Consider the following 19,385-nt stretch of genomic DNA (forward strand, 5'->3'; position numbering starts at 1 on the left):
GCGCAAATGTATAAAGTTTTTGTTAATGATAAACCAATAATCTTTACAACTTCTCTTAAAAATGAAGAAGATTATCCAGTTTATATCTACAAAAATACAATTATTGAGGAACTTATTTACAAGTTAAAAGTGGGTAAGTTAAACGGTGTTTATATCTATTCTAGTAATTTAGTAGAAGATTGGTTAGACTTTAAAGTTAAGTTTAAAGTAATTACAGCTGCAGGAGGATTAGTTTTAAATGAAAACAAAAAAGTACTGTTTATTTATAGAGGTAATAAATGGGATTTACCAAAAGGACGTGTTGAAGAAGGTGAAAATTTAGAGGAAGCAGCTATAAGGGAAGTTGAAGAAGAATGTGGTATTGAAAAACTTATAATTAATCGAAAACTACTAGTTACCTACCATTTATTTATGCATCAAAATAAATATCGATTAAAACAAACCCATTGGTATTTAATGTTTTCAAGTTATGAAGGAAGTTTAACACCTCAATTAGAAGAAGGCATAACTAAAGCCCAGTTTAAAGACGAAGAAGAAACATATAAGGCACTTCAGAATACATTTGCTAATATAATAATGGTATACGAATCTTATCTAAATAATGCCGATTAATGACACTCTGTCATAAAAAATGACTTGTTTCATACTTTTTCCTGTCAAAATACAAGCAAAAAACCAATGGCATACACTTTGACTAATACTACTCGTAAAATTGAATTTAAAACTTTAAAAAAGATAAATAAAGATTATGAGTAAAATTATAGGTATAGATTTAGGTACTACGAACTCATGTGTGTCTGTAATGGAAGGTAATGAGCCAGTAGTAATTCCAAATGCAGAAGGAAAAAGAACAACCCCTTCTATTGTTGCATTTGTTGAAGGAGGCGAGCGTAAAGTAGGTGATCCTGCTAAGCGTCAAGCAGTAACTAACCCAACTAAAACAGTTTATTCTATTAAGCGTTTTATGGGGAACAAATATTCTGAGTCTCAAAAAGAAGCAGATAGAGTTCCTTACAATGTTGTAAAAGGAGACAACGATACACCAAGAGTAAAGATTGATGATCGTATGTACACTCCTCAAGAAATTTCTGCAATGATATTACAGAAAATGAAAAAAACTGCTGAAGACTACTTAGGTCAAGGAGTTTCTGAAGCTGTAATTACAGTACCAGCGTATTTTAACGATGCACAGCGTCAGGCTACAAAAGAAGCAGGTGAAATTGCTGGATTAAAAGTTCGTCGTATTATCAATGAACCTACTGCAGCAGCATTAGCTTATGGATTAGATAAAGCAAGTGAAGATAAGAAGATCGTAGTATTTGACTTTGGTGGAGGTACACATGATGTTTCTATCCTAGAATTAGGAGATGGAGTATTTGAAGTATTAGCTACTGATGGAGATACGCACTTAGGAGGTGATGATGTAGATGAAAAAATCATTAACTGGTTAGCAGATGAGTTTAATGCTGAAGAAAAAATGGATTTACGTAAAGATCCTATGGCATTACAACGTTTAAAAGAAGCTGCTGAAAAAGCAAAAATCGAATTATCAAGCACAACTTCTACAGAGATTAACTTACCATATATCACAGCTACAGCTAGTGGACCAAAACACTTGGTAAGAACATTAAGTAGAGCTAAGTTTGAGCAATTAATTGATGATTTAGTAAAGAGAACCATCAAGCCATGTCAAACAGCATTAAAGAATGCTGACTTGTCAACATCTGATATTGATGAAGTAATTTTAGTAGGAGGATCAACTCGTATTCCTGCAATTCAAGAAGCAGTTGAGAAGTTCTTTGGGAAAGCACCAAGTAAAGGTGTAAACCCAGACGAGGTTGTATCGTTAGGAGCAGCAATTCAAGGAGGAGTGTTAACAGGTGATGTAAAAGACGTATTATTATTAGACGTTACACCTTTATCATTAGGAATTGAAACAATGGGTAATGTATTTACAAAGTTAATCGATGCAAACACAACCATTCCAACTAAAAAGTCGCAAGTATTCTCTACAGCGGTAGATAATCAACCATCGGTAGATATTCACGTATTACAAGGTGAAAGAGCAATGGCGGCAGATAACAAAACAATTGGCCGTTTCCAATTAACAGATATTCCACCAGCACAAAGAGGTGTTCCTCAAATTGAAGTAACTTTTGATATTGATGCAAATGGAATTATCAAAGTATCTGCAGTAGATAAAGCAACTGGTAAATCGCAAGATATCCGTATTGAAGCTTCTTCAGGATTATCTGATGAAGAAATTCAAAAGATGAAGCAAGAAGCTGAAGCAAATGCTGATGCTGATAAAAAAGCAAAAGAAACTGCTGAAAAAGTTAACGGAGCAGACTCTATGATTTTCCAAACAGAAAAGCAATTAAAAGAGTTTGGTGACAAATTATCAGCTGATAAAAAAGAGCCAATTGAAGCTGCTTTAGAAGAGTTAAAGAAAGCACACGAATCTAAAGACCTTGATGCAATTGATGCTGCAATGGAGAAGATTAATGAAGCTTGGAAAGTTGCCTCTGAAGAAATGTATAAAGCACAACAAGATGCAGAAGCTAATGGAGCTGGTGCGCAAGGAGGTGCTGATGCAGGAGCTTCATCAGAAAGCGGAGATAATGTAGAAGATGTAGACTTTGAAGAAGTAAAATAAATTTTGATTGTATTATCCTAAAAAGCATTACAAGTTTTATTAGGGCTATAGATATAAAAAGCTCGTCATTTGACGAGCTTTTTTGCTTTTAAATAGATATTAGGTGTTTTAGAAACAAAAAAAAGTGTTTTAGAAAAAGATAAAATCACTTCAGCAGTTTTTTCATTGTAAGAGGTGTCTTGTGTGTAATTTTACTTCCAATATAAGGGAGAAGTGCTTTATAACTATAAGGAAGCACAAAAAATTAAATCAGAAAAATAAACACACATGAGAAAAAAAATTAACATGTATGCAAGTGCTATTCTTTTTGTACTTGTAAGTATCACAAGTTGTGATAAAGATGAAGAAATTATTCCAGCAGAGTTTTCTATTACTGATATAGAAAAGAATTTTGGAACAGTAGAAGTAGAACAAACTATTAACTATTCGTTTAAAGTAACAAATGAGGGAGGTTCAGATTTAGAAATAGATGAATTTGTATTAAAAGGAACAAATGCTGCTGATTTTTCAACTAGTGCAGTACCGAAAGTAATTAAAAAGGAAGAATCGTATACTTTTGAAATTTCCTTTGCTCCTTTAACAGAAGGAGAAAAAGAGGCTATCTTAGAAATTACGACTAATATTGGAAAAAAAGAAGTAAAAGTAACAGGAATTGCAAAACCAAAACCATTACCAGGTGTTGATTTAAGTGAAACGGCTTTGGTTTTTGGAAACGTAGAGATTAACCAAACAAAAGACGCTACGTTTACTATAACTAATAGTGGAGATGCAGATTTAGAAATTACGGGCTTTGAAATAAAAGGGACCAATGCTGCTGATTTTTCAACTTCAGCAACAACAGAAACTTTAGCTGCTGGAGAAACAAAAAACATTACGGTAGTATTTGAGCCAACCAATGTAGGAGAAAAAACAGCAAGTTTAGAGGTGACAACTAATGCAGGTGTTAAAGCTATTGCCTTAAGTGGTAAAGCTACAGCAACACCTATATCAGTTATAGAATTTAGTGAATCACCTGTAAGTTTTGGGAATGTTGAAGTAGGTAAAGACTTATCTAAAAATATTACAGTTTCTAATACAGGAAATGCAGATTTAGAGATTACTAATGTGAATATTATAGGAGGTAGTTCATCATCATCTTTTACAGTAATAGGAGGAACAAGTTCATTAATAAGAACTATTGCTCCAGGTGATACATATACTTTTGAAGTTAAGTTCACGTCAAGTTCACAAGGATTTGCTTCAGCATCTATTAGGTTTTTTAATAATTCTAGTGAAAATAAAGTGTCTTTACCTATGAATGGAACAGGAACAGCGCCAGCACAACCTGCAATTGCTTTTAGTGAAACAGGATTGAGTTTTGGTGATGTTACTGTAGGGAACTCTTCAAATGATTTAACTTTTGCTATTCAGAATAATGGTCAAGGAAATTTAGAGGTAAGTAATATTAGAATGAGCGGAGCCAATGCTAATAACTTTACTTTGGTAAATGTATCTGCACCACAAACGATTGCTCCTAATAGCTTTTATGAGGTAACAGCACGTTTTACACCACAATCTGAAGGACAAAAGCAAGCAATGATAGTTGTAGAAAGTAATGATCCTACAAAACCGAGTTATGCTATTATTATTAGTGGAAAGGGGTTGCAAGCTGCTACAGGTAATATTGTAAACATACCAGATGCCAACTTTAAGTCAGCATTGGTAGGGAATTCATCGATAAATACAAATGGAGATGGTGAAATTCAGGTTTCAGAAGCACAAGCTTACACAGGTGTCATTCGTGTAGATGGTCTTAGTATTTCAGATGTTACTGGTTTAGAGGTTTTTGAAAATATTTCACAATTTCATGCAATGAACAACTCTTTAACAAGTATAGATTTAAGCCAAAACACAGCAATAACACATTTGTCGTTAAAAAACAATAACTTAACTTCATTAGATCTTTCAGCTAATACAGCTTTACAAACAATATTAATTCAGCAAAATAGTATTAGTACAATAGATTTAACAAATCATTCTAGCTTAGTGAATTTTCAATGTGGAGGTAACAATATTTCTACGTTAGTGTTACCTACTATTGCAAACGGTTTAAGAACTTTATATTTAGAACAGAATCAAATTAGTACGTTAGATGTTTCTATGTATCCAGATTTAAGAACACTTGTTGCTTATAATAACAACTTATCAAGCATGGATATTTCTAATAATTCAAGAGTAATTTCATTGCATTTAAGAAATAATAATTTAACAAGTTTAAACGTAGCAAATGGTAATAATGTAAATTTCATTTATATGATTGCAGATGGAAATGATGACTTAACGTGTATTCAACATGATGCTGGTTTTGATCCTTTAAACCCACCAAATACGCAAGCAAACCAATGGGCTAAGCCATCTGGAGCTTCTTGGAGTACAGTCGCATGTCAATAAAAAATAGTCCTTTTAAATAATAATTCAAAAAAAGTTACCTGTGTAAAAGCAGGTGACTTTTCACGGTAAAAACAATAATAAAGATGAAAAAATATACAATATTAGTTTGTTTATTCTTCGCTAGTTTTTTGTTTCATCAAACAGCCAATGCTCAGTTTGGTAACATGTTAAAAAAAGCTAAGCAAAAAGTAACAAAAAAAATAGAAGAGAAAGCTTCTTCATCAATAGAAAAATCAACTACAAGTTCAAATACTAATTCAACGTCTAATACAAATGAATATTCAGATGAAGAGTTTAAAAAAGAGTTAGCTAAAAAGTATCCCAACGATAAAGAAAAGCAAGATTTTTATTTTAAAAAGTACAAAGAGTATCAACAAAAACAAGTAGCTGAAAAAGAAGCCTTATTAGCTAAAGAAAATAGTAAAGGAACAGTTGTGAGCGAAATTCCTTCACCTATAGAAAGTAGTGAAAATGATAAATTTAAAGACAATCAAATTTATGTATTAAACAGAACGAAATTTAAAAAAATGCCTGCTTACGATGGTGGTTTTTCTGATAAGATGGAACTGTCTGGTTACTACCATTTATCACAATATTTTGTTAGAAATCCGTCAAGTCATTTTGATAGCAATCCAGGTGATATTTATGAAGGTTTTTCTATTGAATATGATCCGACAACGTATCAATTAAACGCTTATTTCACTCCAGAACAAAAACGTTATGGTGTAGTTCCAGAGCAATATAGAAAATCTGCAGACAAAGGAAACATTCAGTTTCAGTTTGGAATGGGAGGTGGACCAGAGTGGACCAATGCTAATGTGCTTTTATTAGAACCAGGGGTGTTGTTAATAGGGGCTGAAGTATATCATAAAAATGATAATGAAGGCCATAAATGGATGAATAATGCTCAACCAAAACAGTTTGTAATTGCTGCTAAAAATCCAGAAAAAATTAAGAAGTATTATAAAAATCCTGAATTAACATCTCAAACAACTTTTGCTAAGTTTGATAACTTACGTAAAGATTGGTTAGGAGCAAAGTTAAATAGTGTTGTAATGCCTTCAAAAGGAAGTTTCGATAAAAATTCAGCAATTAAAAATGCAGCTGTAAGTGGGTTGAATAAGTACTACGGTAAAATGAGTATGCAAAATATATATCAATATATGGCATCAAATAGGTGGTCAACAGTAAAACATAAGGTAACAGGAGTGCCTTTATATCAATGGGCTGTAGGAGCTGTTGTACAGAAAAATTCAGATGGACAATGTATGTTACAACAGTTTATAGTAAGAAGAGATTACACTGGAGGCGGAAAATATGGAAGTCCTTTTTTTAATGGAATTAACAGAGGAAGTGTTAGAGCTCCTTATGGAGGATATGTAAAATGTGATGCTAAACCTAAAAACTAAATATAGACTTTAAGTTAAGAGTAGTTCTAAAAGGTGGTGTTTTGCGTATTATTGCATAACCACCTTTTTTTATAGTAAAATTAAATTTGTGAAAAAAACTTTTTATATACTAGTCTTTATTTCTTTTCTCTTTGAAAATGTATTTTCACAGGAGCCTTTTTATACACAATTTACATCTGATGATGGATTAGTATCTTTAGCAAATTATAATATTATACAAGATAAAAATAACCTAGTTTGGGTGGGAGGGGAGCAAGGTTTGTTTTATTACAATGGCAAAAGGTTTAAGCAAGTTAAAAATACTATTTCAACCACAAAAAGTATTTTTAACTTACAAATAGATGAGGAAGGACAAATTTGGTGTTCGACCATTTCAGGACATATTTATAAAGTAGTAAATAAAGAATTACAATTATTTAAAGATTTTTCAAATGATTTAAAAGGAACCTATGCTCATTTAATAGTGATGAAGAATAATATCTTTTTTCTATCACAGAAGAAGAGCTATCTTATAGCTAAAAAAACTGGATTTGTAAAAAAAGATTTAAATGCAGAAATTTCAAAAATAGCAAAATCTGAAAACGGTTTTTTTTATTATAATTTAAAAGAAAGAAATATAATTACTCATGTTTATGAAAATGAAGATGAACCTGTTTTTAGAAAAGTAAAATGTAATAAAGAAAAATATTTTTTAGATAATGGAAATTTTCAAATGTTTCAATGGTTCGATGAGATTGTAATTAAGTTAGATAAAGATGTCTTAAAACCATTTTCAATTAATATACATACAAGAAAAATTACCACAGCAAAACTTCCTCAAACTCTTGAAAAAGCACAGATTTATAACACCAAAAAGTTTAAAGAAAACTGGTTGTTAACATCAAAAGGTATTTACAGAACTTTAAATAAGAATAAAGTAAATAATACTAAACAAATTTTTAAAGACTATCATATAACCGATGTTTTAAAAGATTATGAGAATAATTATTGGCTTACAACACTGCAAAATGGAATTTTCGTTGTGCCAAGTTTAGAAATAACGAAGAAAAGTTTTTTAGAGATAAAAGAAGATATTATCTCAATAGAAACTATTGGTAATAATAGGCTGTTATTAGGAACTCAAAATGGTAATTTAATAGATTACAATACAAAAGGTAACGATTATAAAATTATCAGTTTATCTAATCAACGACCTGTTAATAAAATAAAATATAATAAAAACCTACAAAAAGCATATATAAGCACAAACGGAACTAGTAGCTATACATATGATATAAAAAAGTTAAAAATTACTAATGTAGGAAATCAGTTTACCACAGCTAAAGGTTTTACGAAAATAAATAAAGATTCATTGGTGTATCTATCATATCGACGTGCTATTATTTATACTCAACTTTCTAGGAATAAAGAATATATAGTTTTAGAAAACAAAAGACCTATTAGTACTCATTACGATTCAAAAAACAAACTTATTTACGTTACTTATATTGATGGAACGGTAGCCTATAACAGTAAACTACAAACTATTCCAGTACATCATCAAAATAAACCTATTATTTTTTCTGAATATACTCAAACTACTAACGGTAAAATATGGGCAACTACAAGAGATAAAATTTTAGGTTTAGAGGCAGGAAAAGTAACTGACAGCATAACATGTTTAAACGGATTGTTACAATCTCAAATAAAAGGAATTTTAGGGAAGGACAATTTTCTATGGATTGTTACTGAAAAAGGAATACAGCGATACGATACAGATAAAAAAATAATAAATATAATAAACTTAACTGATAAAAGTGCTATAAAATTTAAAACTCCAGTAATACAAAATAATTATTTATGGATACCTGGTAACAATTTTTTATGTAGAATAAACACATCTGTTCCAGAGTTAATAGAACCAAAATTAGCTCCGTTAGCCTACATAAGTAATGTTAAAATTGGAGGAATAGAACAAGAAATAAAAACAAAATACAAACTGCCTTACAAAACTAACGACATTACATTTAACTTTAAAGCTAATGGATTTAAATCTAGTAGTAAAAATGTTTTTCAATATAAACTTTTAGGTTTTAATACAGAATGGCAAACATCTGAGTTAAACGATGATGTAGTAAGATATATTGGAATTCCATCAGGAAAATATAAGTTTTTACTTAGAACCAAAAGTTTAGATGGAAGTATAGGAAAAGAAAGTAAAGGAGTTAAAATAATTGTACAAAAGCCTTTTTGGGAAAGTTGGTGGTTTATCGTGACAATATTTATAATATCTGTTTTAGGAATAATAATATATTACCGAATTAAATTAAAATGGAAAGAGGAGGAAGGAGAACGAGAACTAGAAAGGGTAATTTTAGATAGTAGAATAAGTAAGTTAAGGCTAGAAAACTTACGCTCACAAATGAATCCTCATTTCATTTTTAATTCCTTAGGAGCTATTCAAGATTATGTAATGAAGAATGAGAAGTATTTAGCAAGTGATTACTTAGTTAAATTTTCTCGTTTAATAAGAATGTATTTAAATCATAGTAGAGTAAATGTAATACTACTCAAAGAAGAACTTAGTTCACTCGAGATTTATATATCATTAGAGCAATTACGATTTGAAAATAAATTTAAGGTTCACTTCTTAGTAGATAAAAACATAAATAAAGATCAAATTGAAGTTCCGCCGTTGTTTATACAACCTTTTGTAGAAAATGCTATAAAACACGGACTTGTTCATAAGAAAGACCGAGGGAATTTATGGATAACAGTAGAAGAAAATATTAACAAGGTTTTAATTATAACGATAAAAGATGATGGTGTTGGACGAAAAAAATCTTCAGAAATTAATAAGAAAAGAAAAGGACATAAGTCTTTTGCTGTAAACGCTACCCAAGAGCGAGTATCGTTGTATAAGAAAGAAAAGTTATTTGATATTTCAGTAGATTTTACGGATAAAGTAGATGAAAACAATAATGCTACTGGAACGATAGTAACACTAAAAATAAAAAGAATTTAATAATGAAAGTTTTAATAATTGATGATGAGGCAAAAGCACGTAGTGTAATGAAAACGATGCTTACAGAGTTTTTTCCTGAAATAAAAAATGTTATTACAGCAGATAACTTAGTAAATGGAGTAAAGTCAATTAAAGAAAACAATCCAGATATTGTTTTTTTAGATATTGAAATGCCTGAGTACTCAGGTTTAGAAATATTAGATTTCATTTCAGAACCTATAGAGTTTCAATTAATTTTTACAACAGCATATCAACAATACGCATTAGAAGCATTAAAATTATCTGCAATAGACTATTTGGTTAAACCAATTGATAGAGAAGAGTTACGAATAGCTATAAATAAAGCAAAAGTTAATATTAACCAAAAAAAGGTAACAGCACAATTTTCAGAGTTAAAAAAAGCCATTCAATCGTTATCATCACATAAAATAGCTTTAGAAGTACCTGGAGAAATTATTTTTGTTTCGCATGAAGATATTTTATACTTAGAAGCAGATGGAATGTATACAAAAGTACATTTAGCAAATAAAGAAAGAGAATTAATTTGTAAACCACTAGCATACTTTGAAAATCAACTTCAGGGAAATAACTTATTTTTTAGATGTCATAGATCTTACTTAATAAACCTTCATTATTTAGAAAAATTTGTAAAAAAAGACGGAGATTTTTTACTAATGCAAAATCAAACAACAATTCCTATTTCAAAAACAAAAAAGCAAGAATTTCTAAAAATTATAAAAGAAGTATTTTAGATTTGTAAAATGCAATTTTACCAAAAAGAAATTCAATTACCAGCATTTGATAGAGGTTATCATTTGATTACAGATATTCTGTTGGAAGCACTTCCAGAACTTAAAAATATTAAGGTAGGGCAGTTCCAGGCATTTATTAAACATACATCTGCAAGTTTAACAATTAATGAAAATGCTGATCCAACTGTACGAATGGATTTCGAATCGCATATTAACAAAATGATTCCAGAAAATATGCCATACTACAAACACGATTATGAGGGAGCCGATGATATGCCAGCACATATTAAAAGCTCTATATTAGGATGTCAGGTACAAATTCCGATAACCAATGGACAACTTAATTTAGGAACTTGGCAAGGAGTATATTTAGGAGAACACAGAAATTATGGAGGAAGAAGAAAAGTAGTACTAACCGCTTTTGGAAATTAAATGAGGTATCATAAATTCAATTTTTATAGAAGTACGTATTGTGAGTTTGAAATGCAAAACATCAATTTTTTTGATGATATGAAAGCGCACTTTCAAAGCAAATCGGGGAGTTATTACTATTATACAGAAGATGGAGTTTTTCGCTATTCAAACCATTGGGGTAGAGTTGCCAATTGCAGATGGAAAATTCAAGGAATAGATAATTATAAAAATCAGCAATATTATGTTGGGTATGCGAATTGGTCAAGCTTTTATCCATTAAACAGTATCGATAAAGTATTCTATTTAGAGGTAGACTATACAAAAGCAAAAGCAAGCATAAAAAGAGTTGAAGAAGGTTTAGAAAATAATCACTTTTTAATGAATTCAGAATTAGTACATCAACGCCTAAAGCAAATTCAAACCTTATTTAAAGAGTATAAATGGGCGCGTTATTACGAAGAAGATATTGATGTTTTGAGGAAAAAAATAATCAATAAACTGGTAATAACAAACAAAACTCTACAGCAAATAAAGTTAGAGTTATGAGTCTTTATAATCTCTATTAACGCCAAGACTAAATCCAAAACGAGTGTCGCTTTCCCTACCTAGTCTGTGAATTGCAACTTTTCCTAATGGAATTTTACCAAACTCATTATTAGTAATTTCTTCATTATTTAAAAAAAGCTTTCCTTTAAACTGTTTTTTGGTGTTGTACTCACTTCTATCTTTTTTATTCTGATAAATATTTATAGATAAAATATTATCTCTTTCAGTATAACCACAAAAAATACCATGTGTATCCCAAATAATATAATCATTACTTTTCTTTAATTCTCTACTTGGCTTGCCTAAAACTTCAACCAAAGCGTCGTAATTAGTGGGGAATGTAAGAGCTTTACTATTAATATGTATAACGTCTGTATCGCACACTATAGTTAAACTCTTTACTTTTTTCTTTTTTAAAAAATTAAACATGACAGTTCTTGATTTGATTAACGGGGGTTTAACGTAAAACTAAAAAATAAATTTCAACTAACTCCTTTCTCTTTTAGTTAAATTTGCTTTTTAGATATAAAACCCTAGTAAACAATGAACATACCTCAAACAAGTTTTCCTCGAGTAATTATTATCGGAGGAGGATTTGCAGGATTGGCAGCTGCAAGAGCTCTAGAAAACCAAGAATTACAGGTAGTTTTAATAGATAAACACAATTACCATACTTTTCAGCCTTTATTATATCAAGTGGCAACAGGAGGATTAGAACCTGATAGTATAGCATTTCCTTTAAGAAAAAGATTTAACGATGTAGAAAACTTTTTCTTCAGGTTAGCAAAAGTTACTCAAATAAATACAGAGAAAAACTATATAGAAACTACAATAGGAGACTTAGAGTATGATGAGTTGATTATAGCTACAGGATCAACAACAAATTTCTTTGGAAATACTAACATTCAAAGGTATGCTATGGAAATGAAATCGGTTCCACAAGCATTAAATATTCGTAGTTTGGTGTTAGAAAACTTTGAAGAAGCATTATTGGTTACCGATTTAGAGAAACGAAGAGCGTTAATGAATTTTGTTATCGTTGGAGGTGGACCAACAGGAGTAGAGTTAGCCGGAGCTTTAGCTGAAATGAAAAAAGGAATTTTACCTAAAGATTATCCTGATTTGGATATTCGACAAATGAAAATTAACCTTATTCAAAGTTCAGGAGAGTTATTAAAAGGAATGAGTAATAAAGCTTCAGAAAAAGCAGAAGACTTTTTAATAAAACTTGGGGTAGATGTATGGAAAGATCTTCGTGTATTGGATTACGATGGAGAGACTGTAACTACTAATGGTGACGATCATTTTAAAGCACAAACAGTTATTTGGGCTGCGGGAGTAAAAGGAGCTGCTGTAAATGGTTTAAATAAAGAGTGTATAGTTGAAAGAGCCAATCGATTTAAGGTAGATGAATATAATAAAGTAATTGGATATGATAATATATATGCTATTGGAGATGTAGCATGCATGGAAACTAAGGATTATGAAAAAGGGCATCCAATGATGGCACAACCAGCTATTCAACAAGGTAGATTGCTAGGGAAAAATATTTTAGCAAAACTAAAAAGTAAAAAGCAAAAACCATTTGTGTACAATAACAAGGGGTCAATGGCAACTATTGGAAGAAATAAAGCAGTAGTAGATTTATCTAGTTGGAAATTTCAAGGAGTTTTTGCTTGGTTTATTTGGATGTTTGTGCATCTATTTTCACTTATCGGATTTAGAAATAAAGCAGTAGTGTTTATGAATTGGGTATACAACTATGTACGTTTTGATAGAGAAACAAGGCTTATCATCCGTCCTTACAAAAAGAAAAACAAGTATAGTTTTAAAGAACAAGAAAATGGCAATCACTAGAAATGTTAAGTGTCCAAACTGTGGAGTTTTTAATAAGAATAGGGATTATTGTAAAAACTGTAACACATTAATTTCTTTTAAAAAAAAACAAGAACAAAAAGTTACTGAATATAAAGAAGAAGAGCTTAAAAAGGCAAAACATGAAATAGAAAATCCAAATTTAGCAGAACGATTAAAGAAGCATTCATTCTGGTTGTATCGAGTTGCTGGATGGATTTTATATTCAGCATATTTATTAGTAAGTGCTATTGGTGCTTTAATAGCATGGTTTGTAGCTATGGTTGCAGCAGGGTAGGGTAACGTGCAAAAAAAAATACTTACATATTACTTTATAGTTTCAATAATTATAGGAAGTCTTATCTATGTTGCGCAAAAGTTAAGCGTAAAACTTCCCTCTACCATTAATAATTATGTAAACGACTTTTTAATAATACCTATTGTATTAACAGTTTGTCTCTTTATTTTGCAATGGAGTAGAAATGATAAGTGCTTTCAAATTTCTTTAGGAGTAGTATTTTATATATGTGTAATGTATTCAGTGCTATTTGAGTTTGTTTTACCTAAATATTATACAAGGTATACAGCTGATGTGTTAGATGTTGTTTTATATTTTGCTGGAGGCTTTGTATTTTTCGTTTTGCAAAAAAAGGATAGTAGCACATGAAACATCGATTAATAATTTTATCAGACCTTTGGGGAGTTACAGATGCTAGTTGGGTTGCTATGTATGTGGATAAATTGTCAGAAGACTTTCAAGTTACATTTTATAGTAGTTGTGAACTAGCAGAGATGCCAAGGGAAAATTTATCAGAAGAAGAACGACATATTTCTTTTGTAAATGGAGGACTTGAGAGGGCAGTTAAAAGCTTAGTAGAGTTAGAAAAAGAACGATTCACTGTACTAGCTTTCAGTATAGGAGGAACTATAGCTTGGAAAGCCTGTTTAAAAGGTTTAGATATTGAAAAACTTTATGCTATTTCATCCACAAGATTACGTTATGAAACAGAAAAACCGAAAGCCGAAGCAATACTTTATTTTGGAGAAGAAGATAACTACAAGCCAAATAATAATTGGTTTGAAAAGATGAAGGTAGATTATAGTATAATTCCGGAGAAAGTACATGAAATGTATAAGGAAGAAGAGTTTGCTAAAAGGTTATGTTTACAAATAAAAAGTAGTTATGAATCCACATCAAAAAATACCCAATAAAACAGCTGTACGCATAAGTAATGCTATTGATTTTATTGAAGAGAATTTAGAAAAGAAACTTATTTTAGACGAAATAGCAGAAAAGGCATATTTCTCTCCATATCATTTTCATAGACTTTTTAAAGCAGTAACTAAAGAAACGGTTAATGATTTTATTACTAGAAAGAGAGTAGAAAAGGCAGCTTCTTTTTTACTAAATAAAAAGAATAAAACGGTTACAGAAGTATCCGAAATAGTAGGTTTTGCAACTTTGTCATCATTTTCAAGGGCTTTTAAAAAGTTTTATGGAATAAGTCCTGTTGATTTTAAAAAAGAAAGTCCACTAAAATATAGCAAGATTTGTAAAACAGAAGGCAAGAAAGGAAAAATAGAAACACAGTTTGAGCAATACATTTGTAACATACATACAAACTTAAAATGGATGCAAATGAAAGCTAAAACTGAAGTGAAAAAAATGCCAATCTTAAAAGTTGCCTATCTGACACATCAAGGAAAAATGGAAGCGGTTGGTAATACCTACAATAAATTGATGCAATGGGCTTATCCTAAAGGGTTAATGCAGCAGGAAAATTTAAGAATGTTAACGGTATATCACGACAGTCCAAAAATTACTGATGAAGACAAAATAAGAATGAGTGTTTGTTTAACTTTAAATTCAGAGGTAAAAACTGAAGGAGAAGTGAGTGTAAAAAAAATCCCCGAAGCAAAATGTATAGTATCTCGTTTAGAAATTACTCCGTCAGAATTTCAACAAGCATGGGAAAGTAGTTTTGTGTGGATGAGTGAACATGGTTTCAAAAAAGCAGATCAAGATCCGTATGAGATTTTTTACAATAACCCTAATGAACATCCAGAAGGGAAATGTATTGTAGATTTCTGTATTCCTGTGGAGTAGAAAGTTATCGTAATACTATAGGTGTATATTACATAGAACCCCTTAGGATACTATGCAATATTTAAATTTTATAAGATAATACTATCTAGTGAGCTAACGATTAAGGTTATATGCAGAGTAAGTTATTACAGCTGTTCCTTATGATAATTCTTTTAGAGAAGTGTTTGGCTTTGAAGATAGCATGCTTCTAACAATAAAATAGCTAGCTAACCCACAAGCTAGACCTGTAATTGCAGCAGGAAAAATAGTGTCATCACTTATTCCTACTGTAGAGGCAAATATTACAATTCCCAAAATTTCTGCTCCAAACCAAGAGCCAATCATTATACCTCTCCACTTTTTAGGATTTTCTCCTTTTTCTTCTGCCAATTCAGCTATTTTTTTACCTAAAAAAACTATTGCTAATATTTCTAACATATTTTTGTATTGATTAAATTTTCTTTTCACTTTTAATCCTCAATGTATGCAACTAACATATGAGCATAATAAAAATTACTATTGTATTCTTCAATAATAAATAGGAAGGAATTTATAGCAACTTTTATAGCGTCAAATATAAAAAATAAACATAAAAGATATTTAATTATTATAGAGGTTATACCCCAAGGATAATGGAAATGATACACCAAGCCTAATTGGGGTGTCTTTTCCTGCATAAGGGGAGTGACACTTCCATAGTAAGGAGAGTAATATTCACTGCCTAATAGATGTGTTTTCAAACAAACTATTTGTTGTAGAAAAATGTTAGTTAATTAGTAAGATTGAAAAAGAAGACTGTAATTACCGATAGTTATATAAGACAAAAATCCCGAGTTAATTAACTCGGGATTTTTGTCTTATATTATTTTTTGATTAGTAATTTACGTAATCAACAATTTCTAGTCCGTAACCAATCATTCCCACACGTTTGGTTTGTTTAGTGTTAGAAACTAAACGTAGTTTGTGAATGTGTAAATCGTGCAAAATTTGTGCACCAATACCAAAATCTTTGTTGTCCATGACTACATTAGGAGCTTTCATTTCTCCTTTAGCTTGGTTTTCTTTTAAAATACGAAGTCTATTTAATAAGTTCAATGCTTGCATTTGTTGATTAATAAACAAAATAGCACCTCTACCTTCATCGTTAATAACCTTAAACATTTGGTCAAGCTTTTTATCAGCGTTGTTAGTTAAGGTTCCTAATATATCATTGTTTACCAAAGTAGAGTTTACACGAGTTAAAATAGGTTCGTTTTTACTCCATGTACCTTTAGTCAAAGCAATATGCACTTGGTTATTGGTAGTTTGTTGGTAAGCTCGTAAACGGAAATCACCAAAACGAGTTTGAATATTAAAGTCTTCTTTCTTTTCAATTAAAGAATCGTGTTCCATTCTATAAGCTACTAAATCTTCAATAGAAACGATTTTTAAGTCAAATTTTTTAGCAACTTTTATTAGTTGGGGTAGGCGAGCCATAGTACCGTCTTCATTCATAATCTCAACGATAACGCCAGCAGGTTCTAAACCAGCTAGACGAGCAAAATCAATGGCAGCTTCAGTATGTCCAGTTCTACGTAATACACCTCCATTTTTAGCTTTCAGAGGAAAAATATGTCCTGGTCTAGCTAAATCAAAAGGTTTAGTACTTGGATTTATCAATGCTTGCACGGTTTTAGCTCTATCTGAAGCAGAAATACCAGTAGTAACACCATTTCCACGTAAGTCTACCGATACGGTAAAAGCAGTTTCCATTGGGTCGGTATTGTTACTAACCATCATTCCTAGCTCTAATTCTTTACAGCGAGTTTCAGTAAGAGGAGTACAAATTAATCCACGACCATGTGTTGCCATAAAGTTGATCATTTCAGGAGTAATTTTTTCAGCAGCAGCTAAAAAATCACCTTCATTTTCACGATCTTCATCATCAACTACGATAATAACTTTACCGTTTTTAATGTCTTCTATAGCTTCTTCAATTGTATTTAATTGAATATTAGTTGGAGTTTGTGTTGTCATTATGTTGTGATTTTCCCTTTTTAGAGAATAAGTTTTTTACAGAGTTTCGTATTGGAGCAAAAAAACCATTAATGTCAAATAGTCCTTTGTCTTTAGTAGCTCTAACAGTTAAAGTTATAGCCAAAGGTAGCATTAAAAATACACTTAGCCAAGAGCCAGTAATGGCTGTAAGTGAACTTTCTTCTGCTAAGTTTCTTCCAAAAGTATTAGAGAAAAAGTACAAAACGTAAACTGCGATTGCTAAAATCATAGGTAATCCCATACCGCCTTTTCTAATAATAGAACCTAAAGGAGCACCAATAAAGAAGAGTAATAAGCAAGAAAGTGAAAAGGCTACACGATTGTAAAACTCAATATCATATAAGTTTAAATACTTACGTTTGTTTTTTAAAGTGTCTTTGTTAGATTTATTGTTGTTTATAGTACGCTCTAATTTAGAGGTAGCTGTAGATAGAATATTTTGTTTCGCTTTTAACTCAAAGTTTTCAAGAATATCTAATGAAAGGTCTTTGTTTATAAGTGAATCAGGATACTGATGTAAATCCTCCACATCAATACTCAAAAATAGATTTTTGGCTCTACTTTTAACAAAAGCATCGTAATTTTGTTTCAACGTTGGCAAAGTATCTTTTAGCTGAGCCAAACTTAACATGTTGTAGTTTGTTTTATATTTTTCTTCTTCTAAATCATCATTACTAAAAGAAGAAATATCAATATTAATGGTGTACTTTTCAAAGTCAGCATACGAAGCAGGCATTTTTTCTCGTTCCTTAAACGAAGCTCCATTTTTTAAGTGATGCTCAAAGTAGTAACCATCTTTTAATACTAAGGTCATATAACGACTACCTTCTTCTGAAAGTATTTCACCACTTTTTGCAGTAATAATTTTGTTATTTCCTTTTTTAGAAGATAAATCATAAATCATTACCTCTTTTAAAAGATTGTCTTCTTCTCCGTATTTTTCTTTAAACTTTATTTGGAAGTTAGGTAACTCTGTGTTAAAGCTTCCAGCAACTAAAGCAATGGCAGGTTGTTTTTTCTTAATGTTAACCTTCATATTTAATTGCTTAAGCATTGCATACGGGTAAACATAATTTAGAAATAGAAAATTAATACCACTTAAAAATATAGCTAAGAAAACAATTGGGCGAACCATTCGTTGTAACGAAACTCCAGCAGATTTTGCTGCAGCGAATTCGTAGTTTTCAGATAAACTACCAAGTGTCATAATAGAAGATAGTAGAACACCAATAGGTAGGGCTTGAGGAGCTACAAGAAGTGTTGTATACCACAAGAATTTTAAAATAATACCAATACCAATACCTTTACCAGCAAAATTATCAAAAGCTAACCATAGCGCTTGCATTACCAGTACAAATAGAATGATAAAGAAGGTTGCTAAAAAGGGAACTATAAAGCTTTTTAATATATATCTGTCTAATGTTTTCACAGATGCAAAGGTAGTAGGTTAGTGGAATATAAACACAAAAGTTTTGTTAATGATTTTTAAAGTAAATCAAGAACAAAACTTTTGTGTAATTTTTTAGTCAATATAGTATCCTTGCTTAGTGTACTTATTTCTGTCGAAAGAAAAAAGTTGAGCAGGTATAGGCTGGTTACTTTTAAACTTAGTAATAGTAAAGGTAGTTTCAGCACCGTTAGATCCTATTTGTGTTAATTTGTAAATATGTTTTGTTTTAGCATCAATACCTAATTGAACTTTAACAATATCAGAGTTACTGTCAATAGGAGTAAGGTCTATATACTGAACTTTACGTCCATTACTGTTTTTTAAAGTTCCCATTTGATAATTATACCCCTCTTTGTAAAAAGTTAGTAATTTAGAAGGATAAATAAAACCGTCTTCTTCATCTAAGTTACCATTATTAATACTAACTTCTTTTTCGTCTTGGTTGATAACAACTAACTTTTTTCCATCAAAAATAAAGGTGTTTCCAAGGTAGTCTAAGTTATATTTTTCACCAGATAAAGTAATTTCTCCTCTAATAGGAGGGTCATTGGTAATACCAGCTTCTTTATTTATTAAAGAAGAGTTAAAACCGATAACCATATTTCTGTAGGTACCCATTTTATTTGAAACTTCGTCAAGCAGTTTTTTTGCTTCAGAAGAATTTGTTTGTCCCATAGCACTAATGCTAATACATAATCCAATAAATAATAATCCTATTTTTTTCATCGTCTTTCTTATTTCCACTTT

The 19,385-nt window shown here is 30.7% G+C and carries 17 protein-coding genes; 12 read left to right on the forward strand and 5 right to left on the reverse strand.

Features of this window, described 5'->3' with window-relative positions:
• The first annotated feature begins 6 nt into the window (after positions 1-6).
• The 8 genes from VBY68_RS10320 (at position 7) to VBY68_RS10355 (ending at position 11,211) form a co-directional block, all read left to right on the forward strand.
• Positions 7-612 (forward strand): NUDIX hydrolase, encoded by a 606-nt coding sequence (locus tag VBY68_RS10320; protein WP_124590768.1) that lies wholly within the window; start codon positions 7-9, stop codon positions 610-612.
• 136 nt (positions 613-748) lie between these two features.
• The gene (dnaK, locus tag VBY68_RS10325) at positions 749-2,656 is read left to right on the forward strand and encodes a molecular chaperone DnaK (protein ID WP_415269664.1); all 1,908 of its coding nucleotides are present in this window, start codon (positions 749-751) and stop codon (positions 2,654-2,656) included.
• Between the two features lie 267 nt (positions 2,657-2,923).
• Entirely contained in the window at positions 2,924-5,086 is a 2,163-nt protein-coding gene (locus tag VBY68_RS10330; protein ID WP_415269665.1) for a choice-of-anchor D domain-containing protein, read from the forward strand.
• Positions 5,087-5,169: 83 nt separating this feature from the next.
• The gene (locus VBY68_RS10335; protein ID WP_415269666.1) at positions 5,170-6,495 is read left to right on the forward strand and encodes a hypothetical protein; all 1,326 of its coding nucleotides are present in this window, start codon (positions 5,170-5,172) and stop codon (positions 6,493-6,495) included.
• 88 nt (positions 6,496-6,583) lie between these two features.
• The gene (locus tag VBY68_RS10340) at positions 6,584-9,499 is read left to right on the forward strand and encodes a sensor histidine kinase (RefSeq protein ID WP_415269667.1); all 2,916 of its coding nucleotides are present in this window, start codon (positions 6,584-6,586) and stop codon (positions 9,497-9,499) included.
• Between the two features lie 2 nt (positions 9,500-9,501).
• Entirely contained in the window at positions 9,502-10,251 is a 750-nt protein-coding gene (locus VBY68_RS10345; RefSeq protein WP_415269668.1) for a LytR/AlgR family response regulator transcription factor, read from the forward strand.
• Between the two features lie 9 nt (positions 10,252-10,260).
• On the forward strand, positions 10,261-10,683 hold the full coding sequence (locus tag VBY68_RS10350; RefSeq protein WP_415269669.1) for a secondary thiamine-phosphate synthase enzyme YjbQ: 423 nt from the start codon (positions 10,261-10,263) through the stop codon (positions 10,681-10,683).
• The gene (locus VBY68_RS10355; protein WP_415269670.1) at positions 10,684-11,211 is read left to right on the forward strand and encodes a hypothetical protein; all 528 of its coding nucleotides are present in this window, start codon (positions 10,684-10,686) and stop codon (positions 11,209-11,211) included.
• Here VBY68_RS10355 and VBY68_RS10360 read toward each other — a convergent pair.
• Positions 11,206-11,640, reverse strand: coding sequence for a DUF7738 domain-containing protein (locus tag VBY68_RS10360; protein WP_415269671.1), 435 nt, complete (start codon positions 11,638-11,640; stop codon positions 11,206-11,208). The genes VBY68_RS10355 and VBY68_RS10360 overlap by 6 nt on opposite strands.
• Positions 11,641-11,754: 114 nt before the next feature.
• Between VBY68_RS10360 and VBY68_RS10365 the strand changes: the two genes are divergently transcribed.
• From VBY68_RS10365 to VBY68_RS10380, 4 genes are all read left to right on the forward strand, one after another.
• The gene (locus VBY68_RS10365) at positions 11,755-13,068 is read left to right on the forward strand and encodes an NAD(P)/FAD-dependent oxidoreductase (RefSeq protein WP_415269672.1); all 1,314 of its coding nucleotides are present in this window, start codon (positions 11,755-11,757) and stop codon (positions 13,066-13,068) included.
• The gene (locus tag VBY68_RS10370) at positions 13,055-13,363 is read left to right on the forward strand and encodes a hypothetical protein (protein ID WP_415269673.1); all 309 of its coding nucleotides are present in this window, start codon (positions 13,055-13,057) and stop codon (positions 13,361-13,363) included. Before VBY68_RS10365 ends, VBY68_RS10370 begins: the two co-directional genes overlap by 14 nt.
• A gap of 365 nt (positions 13,364-13,728) precedes the next feature.
• Positions 13,729-14,277 (forward strand): alpha/beta hydrolase, encoded by a 549-nt coding sequence (locus VBY68_RS10375; protein ID WP_415269674.1) that lies wholly within the window; start codon positions 13,729-13,731, stop codon positions 14,275-14,277.
• Positions 14,249-15,172: an AraC family transcriptional regulator gene (locus tag VBY68_RS10380; RefSeq protein WP_415269675.1), complete on the forward strand. Its 924-nt coding sequence runs from the start codon at positions 14,249-14,251 to the stop codon at positions 15,170-15,172. The genes VBY68_RS10375 and VBY68_RS10380 overlap by 29 nt, the downstream gene beginning before the upstream one ends.
• 138 nt (positions 15,173-15,310) lie before the next feature.
• Here VBY68_RS10380 and VBY68_RS10385 read toward each other — a convergent pair whose 3' ends face one another.
• From VBY68_RS10385 to VBY68_RS10400, 4 genes are all read right to left on the reverse strand, one after another.
• Entirely contained in the window at positions 15,311-15,589 is a 279-nt protein-coding gene (locus VBY68_RS10385) for a hypothetical protein (protein WP_415269676.1), read from the reverse strand.
• Between the two features lie 435 nt (positions 15,590-16,024).
• The gene (gene ribB, locus VBY68_RS10390) at positions 16,025-17,167 is read right to left on the reverse strand and encodes a 3,4-dihydroxy-2-butanone-4-phosphate synthase (RefSeq protein WP_099216337.1); all 1,143 of its coding nucleotides are present in this window, start codon (positions 17,165-17,167) and stop codon (positions 16,025-16,027) included.
• The gene (locus VBY68_RS10395) at positions 17,145-18,617 is read right to left on the reverse strand and encodes an LptF/LptG family permease (protein ID WP_415269677.1); all 1,473 of its coding nucleotides are present in this window, start codon (positions 18,615-18,617) and stop codon (positions 17,145-17,147) included. The genes ribB and VBY68_RS10395 overlap by 23 nt, the downstream gene beginning before the upstream one ends.
• Positions 18,618-18,710: 93 nt before the next feature.
• Complete coding sequence (locus tag VBY68_RS10400; RefSeq protein ID WP_415269678.1) at positions 18,711-19,364, reverse strand: outer membrane lipoprotein periplasmic chaperone LolA1; 654 nt, start codon at positions 19,362-19,364, stop codon at positions 18,711-18,713.
• Between the last annotated feature and the right edge of the window lie 21 nt (positions 19,365-19,385).

The sequence above is a fragment of the Tenacibaculum ascidiaceicola genome (assembly GCF_047470925.1).
Lineage (GTDB): Bacteria > Bacteroidota > Bacteroidia > Flavobacteriales > Flavobacteriaceae > Polaribacter > Polaribacter discolor.

What these genes read in the sequence shown, in the direction of transcription:
- VBY68_RS10370 (WP_415269673.1), top strand. Translation starts at nt 13,055, where the DNA reads ATGGCAATCACTAGAAATGTTAAGTGTCCAAACTGTGGAGTTTTTAAT.
- VBY68_RS10365 (WP_415269672.1), top strand. Translation starts at nt 11,755, where the DNA reads ATGAACATACCTCAAACAAGTTTTCCTCGAGTAATTATTATCGGAGGA.
- VBY68_RS10345 (WP_415269668.1), top strand. Translation starts at nt 9,502, where the DNA reads ATGAAAGTTTTAATAATTGATGATGAGGCAAAAGCACGTAGTGTAATG.
- VBY68_RS10330 (WP_415269665.1), top strand. Translation starts at nt 2,924, where the DNA reads ATGAGAAAAAAAATTAACATGTATGCAAGTGCTATTCTTTTTGTACTT.
- VBY68_RS10380 (WP_415269675.1), top strand. Translation starts at nt 14,249, where the DNA reads ATGAATCCACATCAAAAAATACCCAATAAAACAGCTGTACGCATAAGT.
- VBY68_RS10320 (WP_124590768.1), top strand. Translation starts at nt 7, where the DNA reads ATGTATAAAGTTTTTGTTAATGATAAACCAATAATCTTTACAACTTCT.
- dnaK (WP_415269664.1), top strand. Translation starts at nt 749, where the DNA reads ATGAGTAAAATTATAGGTATAGATTTAGGTACTACGAACTCATGTGTG.
- VBY68_RS10350 (WP_415269669.1), top strand. Translation starts at nt 10,261, where the DNA reads ATGCAATTTTACCAAAAAGAAATTCAATTACCAGCATTTGATAGAGGT.
- ribB (WP_099216337.1), bottom strand. Translation starts at nt 17,167, where the DNA reads ATGACAACACAAACTCCAACTAATATTCAATTAAATACAATTGAAGAA.
- VBY68_RS10400 (WP_415269678.1), bottom strand. Translation starts at nt 19,364, where the DNA reads ATGAAAAAAATAGGATTATTATTTATTGGATTATGTATTAGCATTAGT.
- VBY68_RS10360 (WP_415269671.1), bottom strand. Translation starts at nt 11,640, where the DNA reads ATGTTTAATTTTTTAAAAAAGAAAAAAGTAAAGAGTTTAACTATAGTG.
- VBY68_RS10385 (WP_415269676.1), bottom strand. Translation starts at nt 15,589, where the DNA reads ATGTTAGAAATATTAGCAATAGTTTTTTTAGGTAAAAAAATAGCTGAA.
- VBY68_RS10335 (WP_415269666.1), top strand. Translation starts at nt 5,170, where the DNA reads ATGAAAAAATATACAATATTAGTTTGTTTATTCTTCGCTAGTTTTTTG.
- VBY68_RS10355 (WP_415269670.1), top strand. Translation starts at nt 10,684, where the DNA reads ATGAGGTATCATAAATTCAATTTTTATAGAAGTACGTATTGTGAGTTT.
- VBY68_RS10375 (WP_415269674.1), top strand. Translation starts at nt 13,729, where the DNA reads ATGAAACATCGATTAATAATTTTATCAGACCTTTGGGGAGTTACAGAT.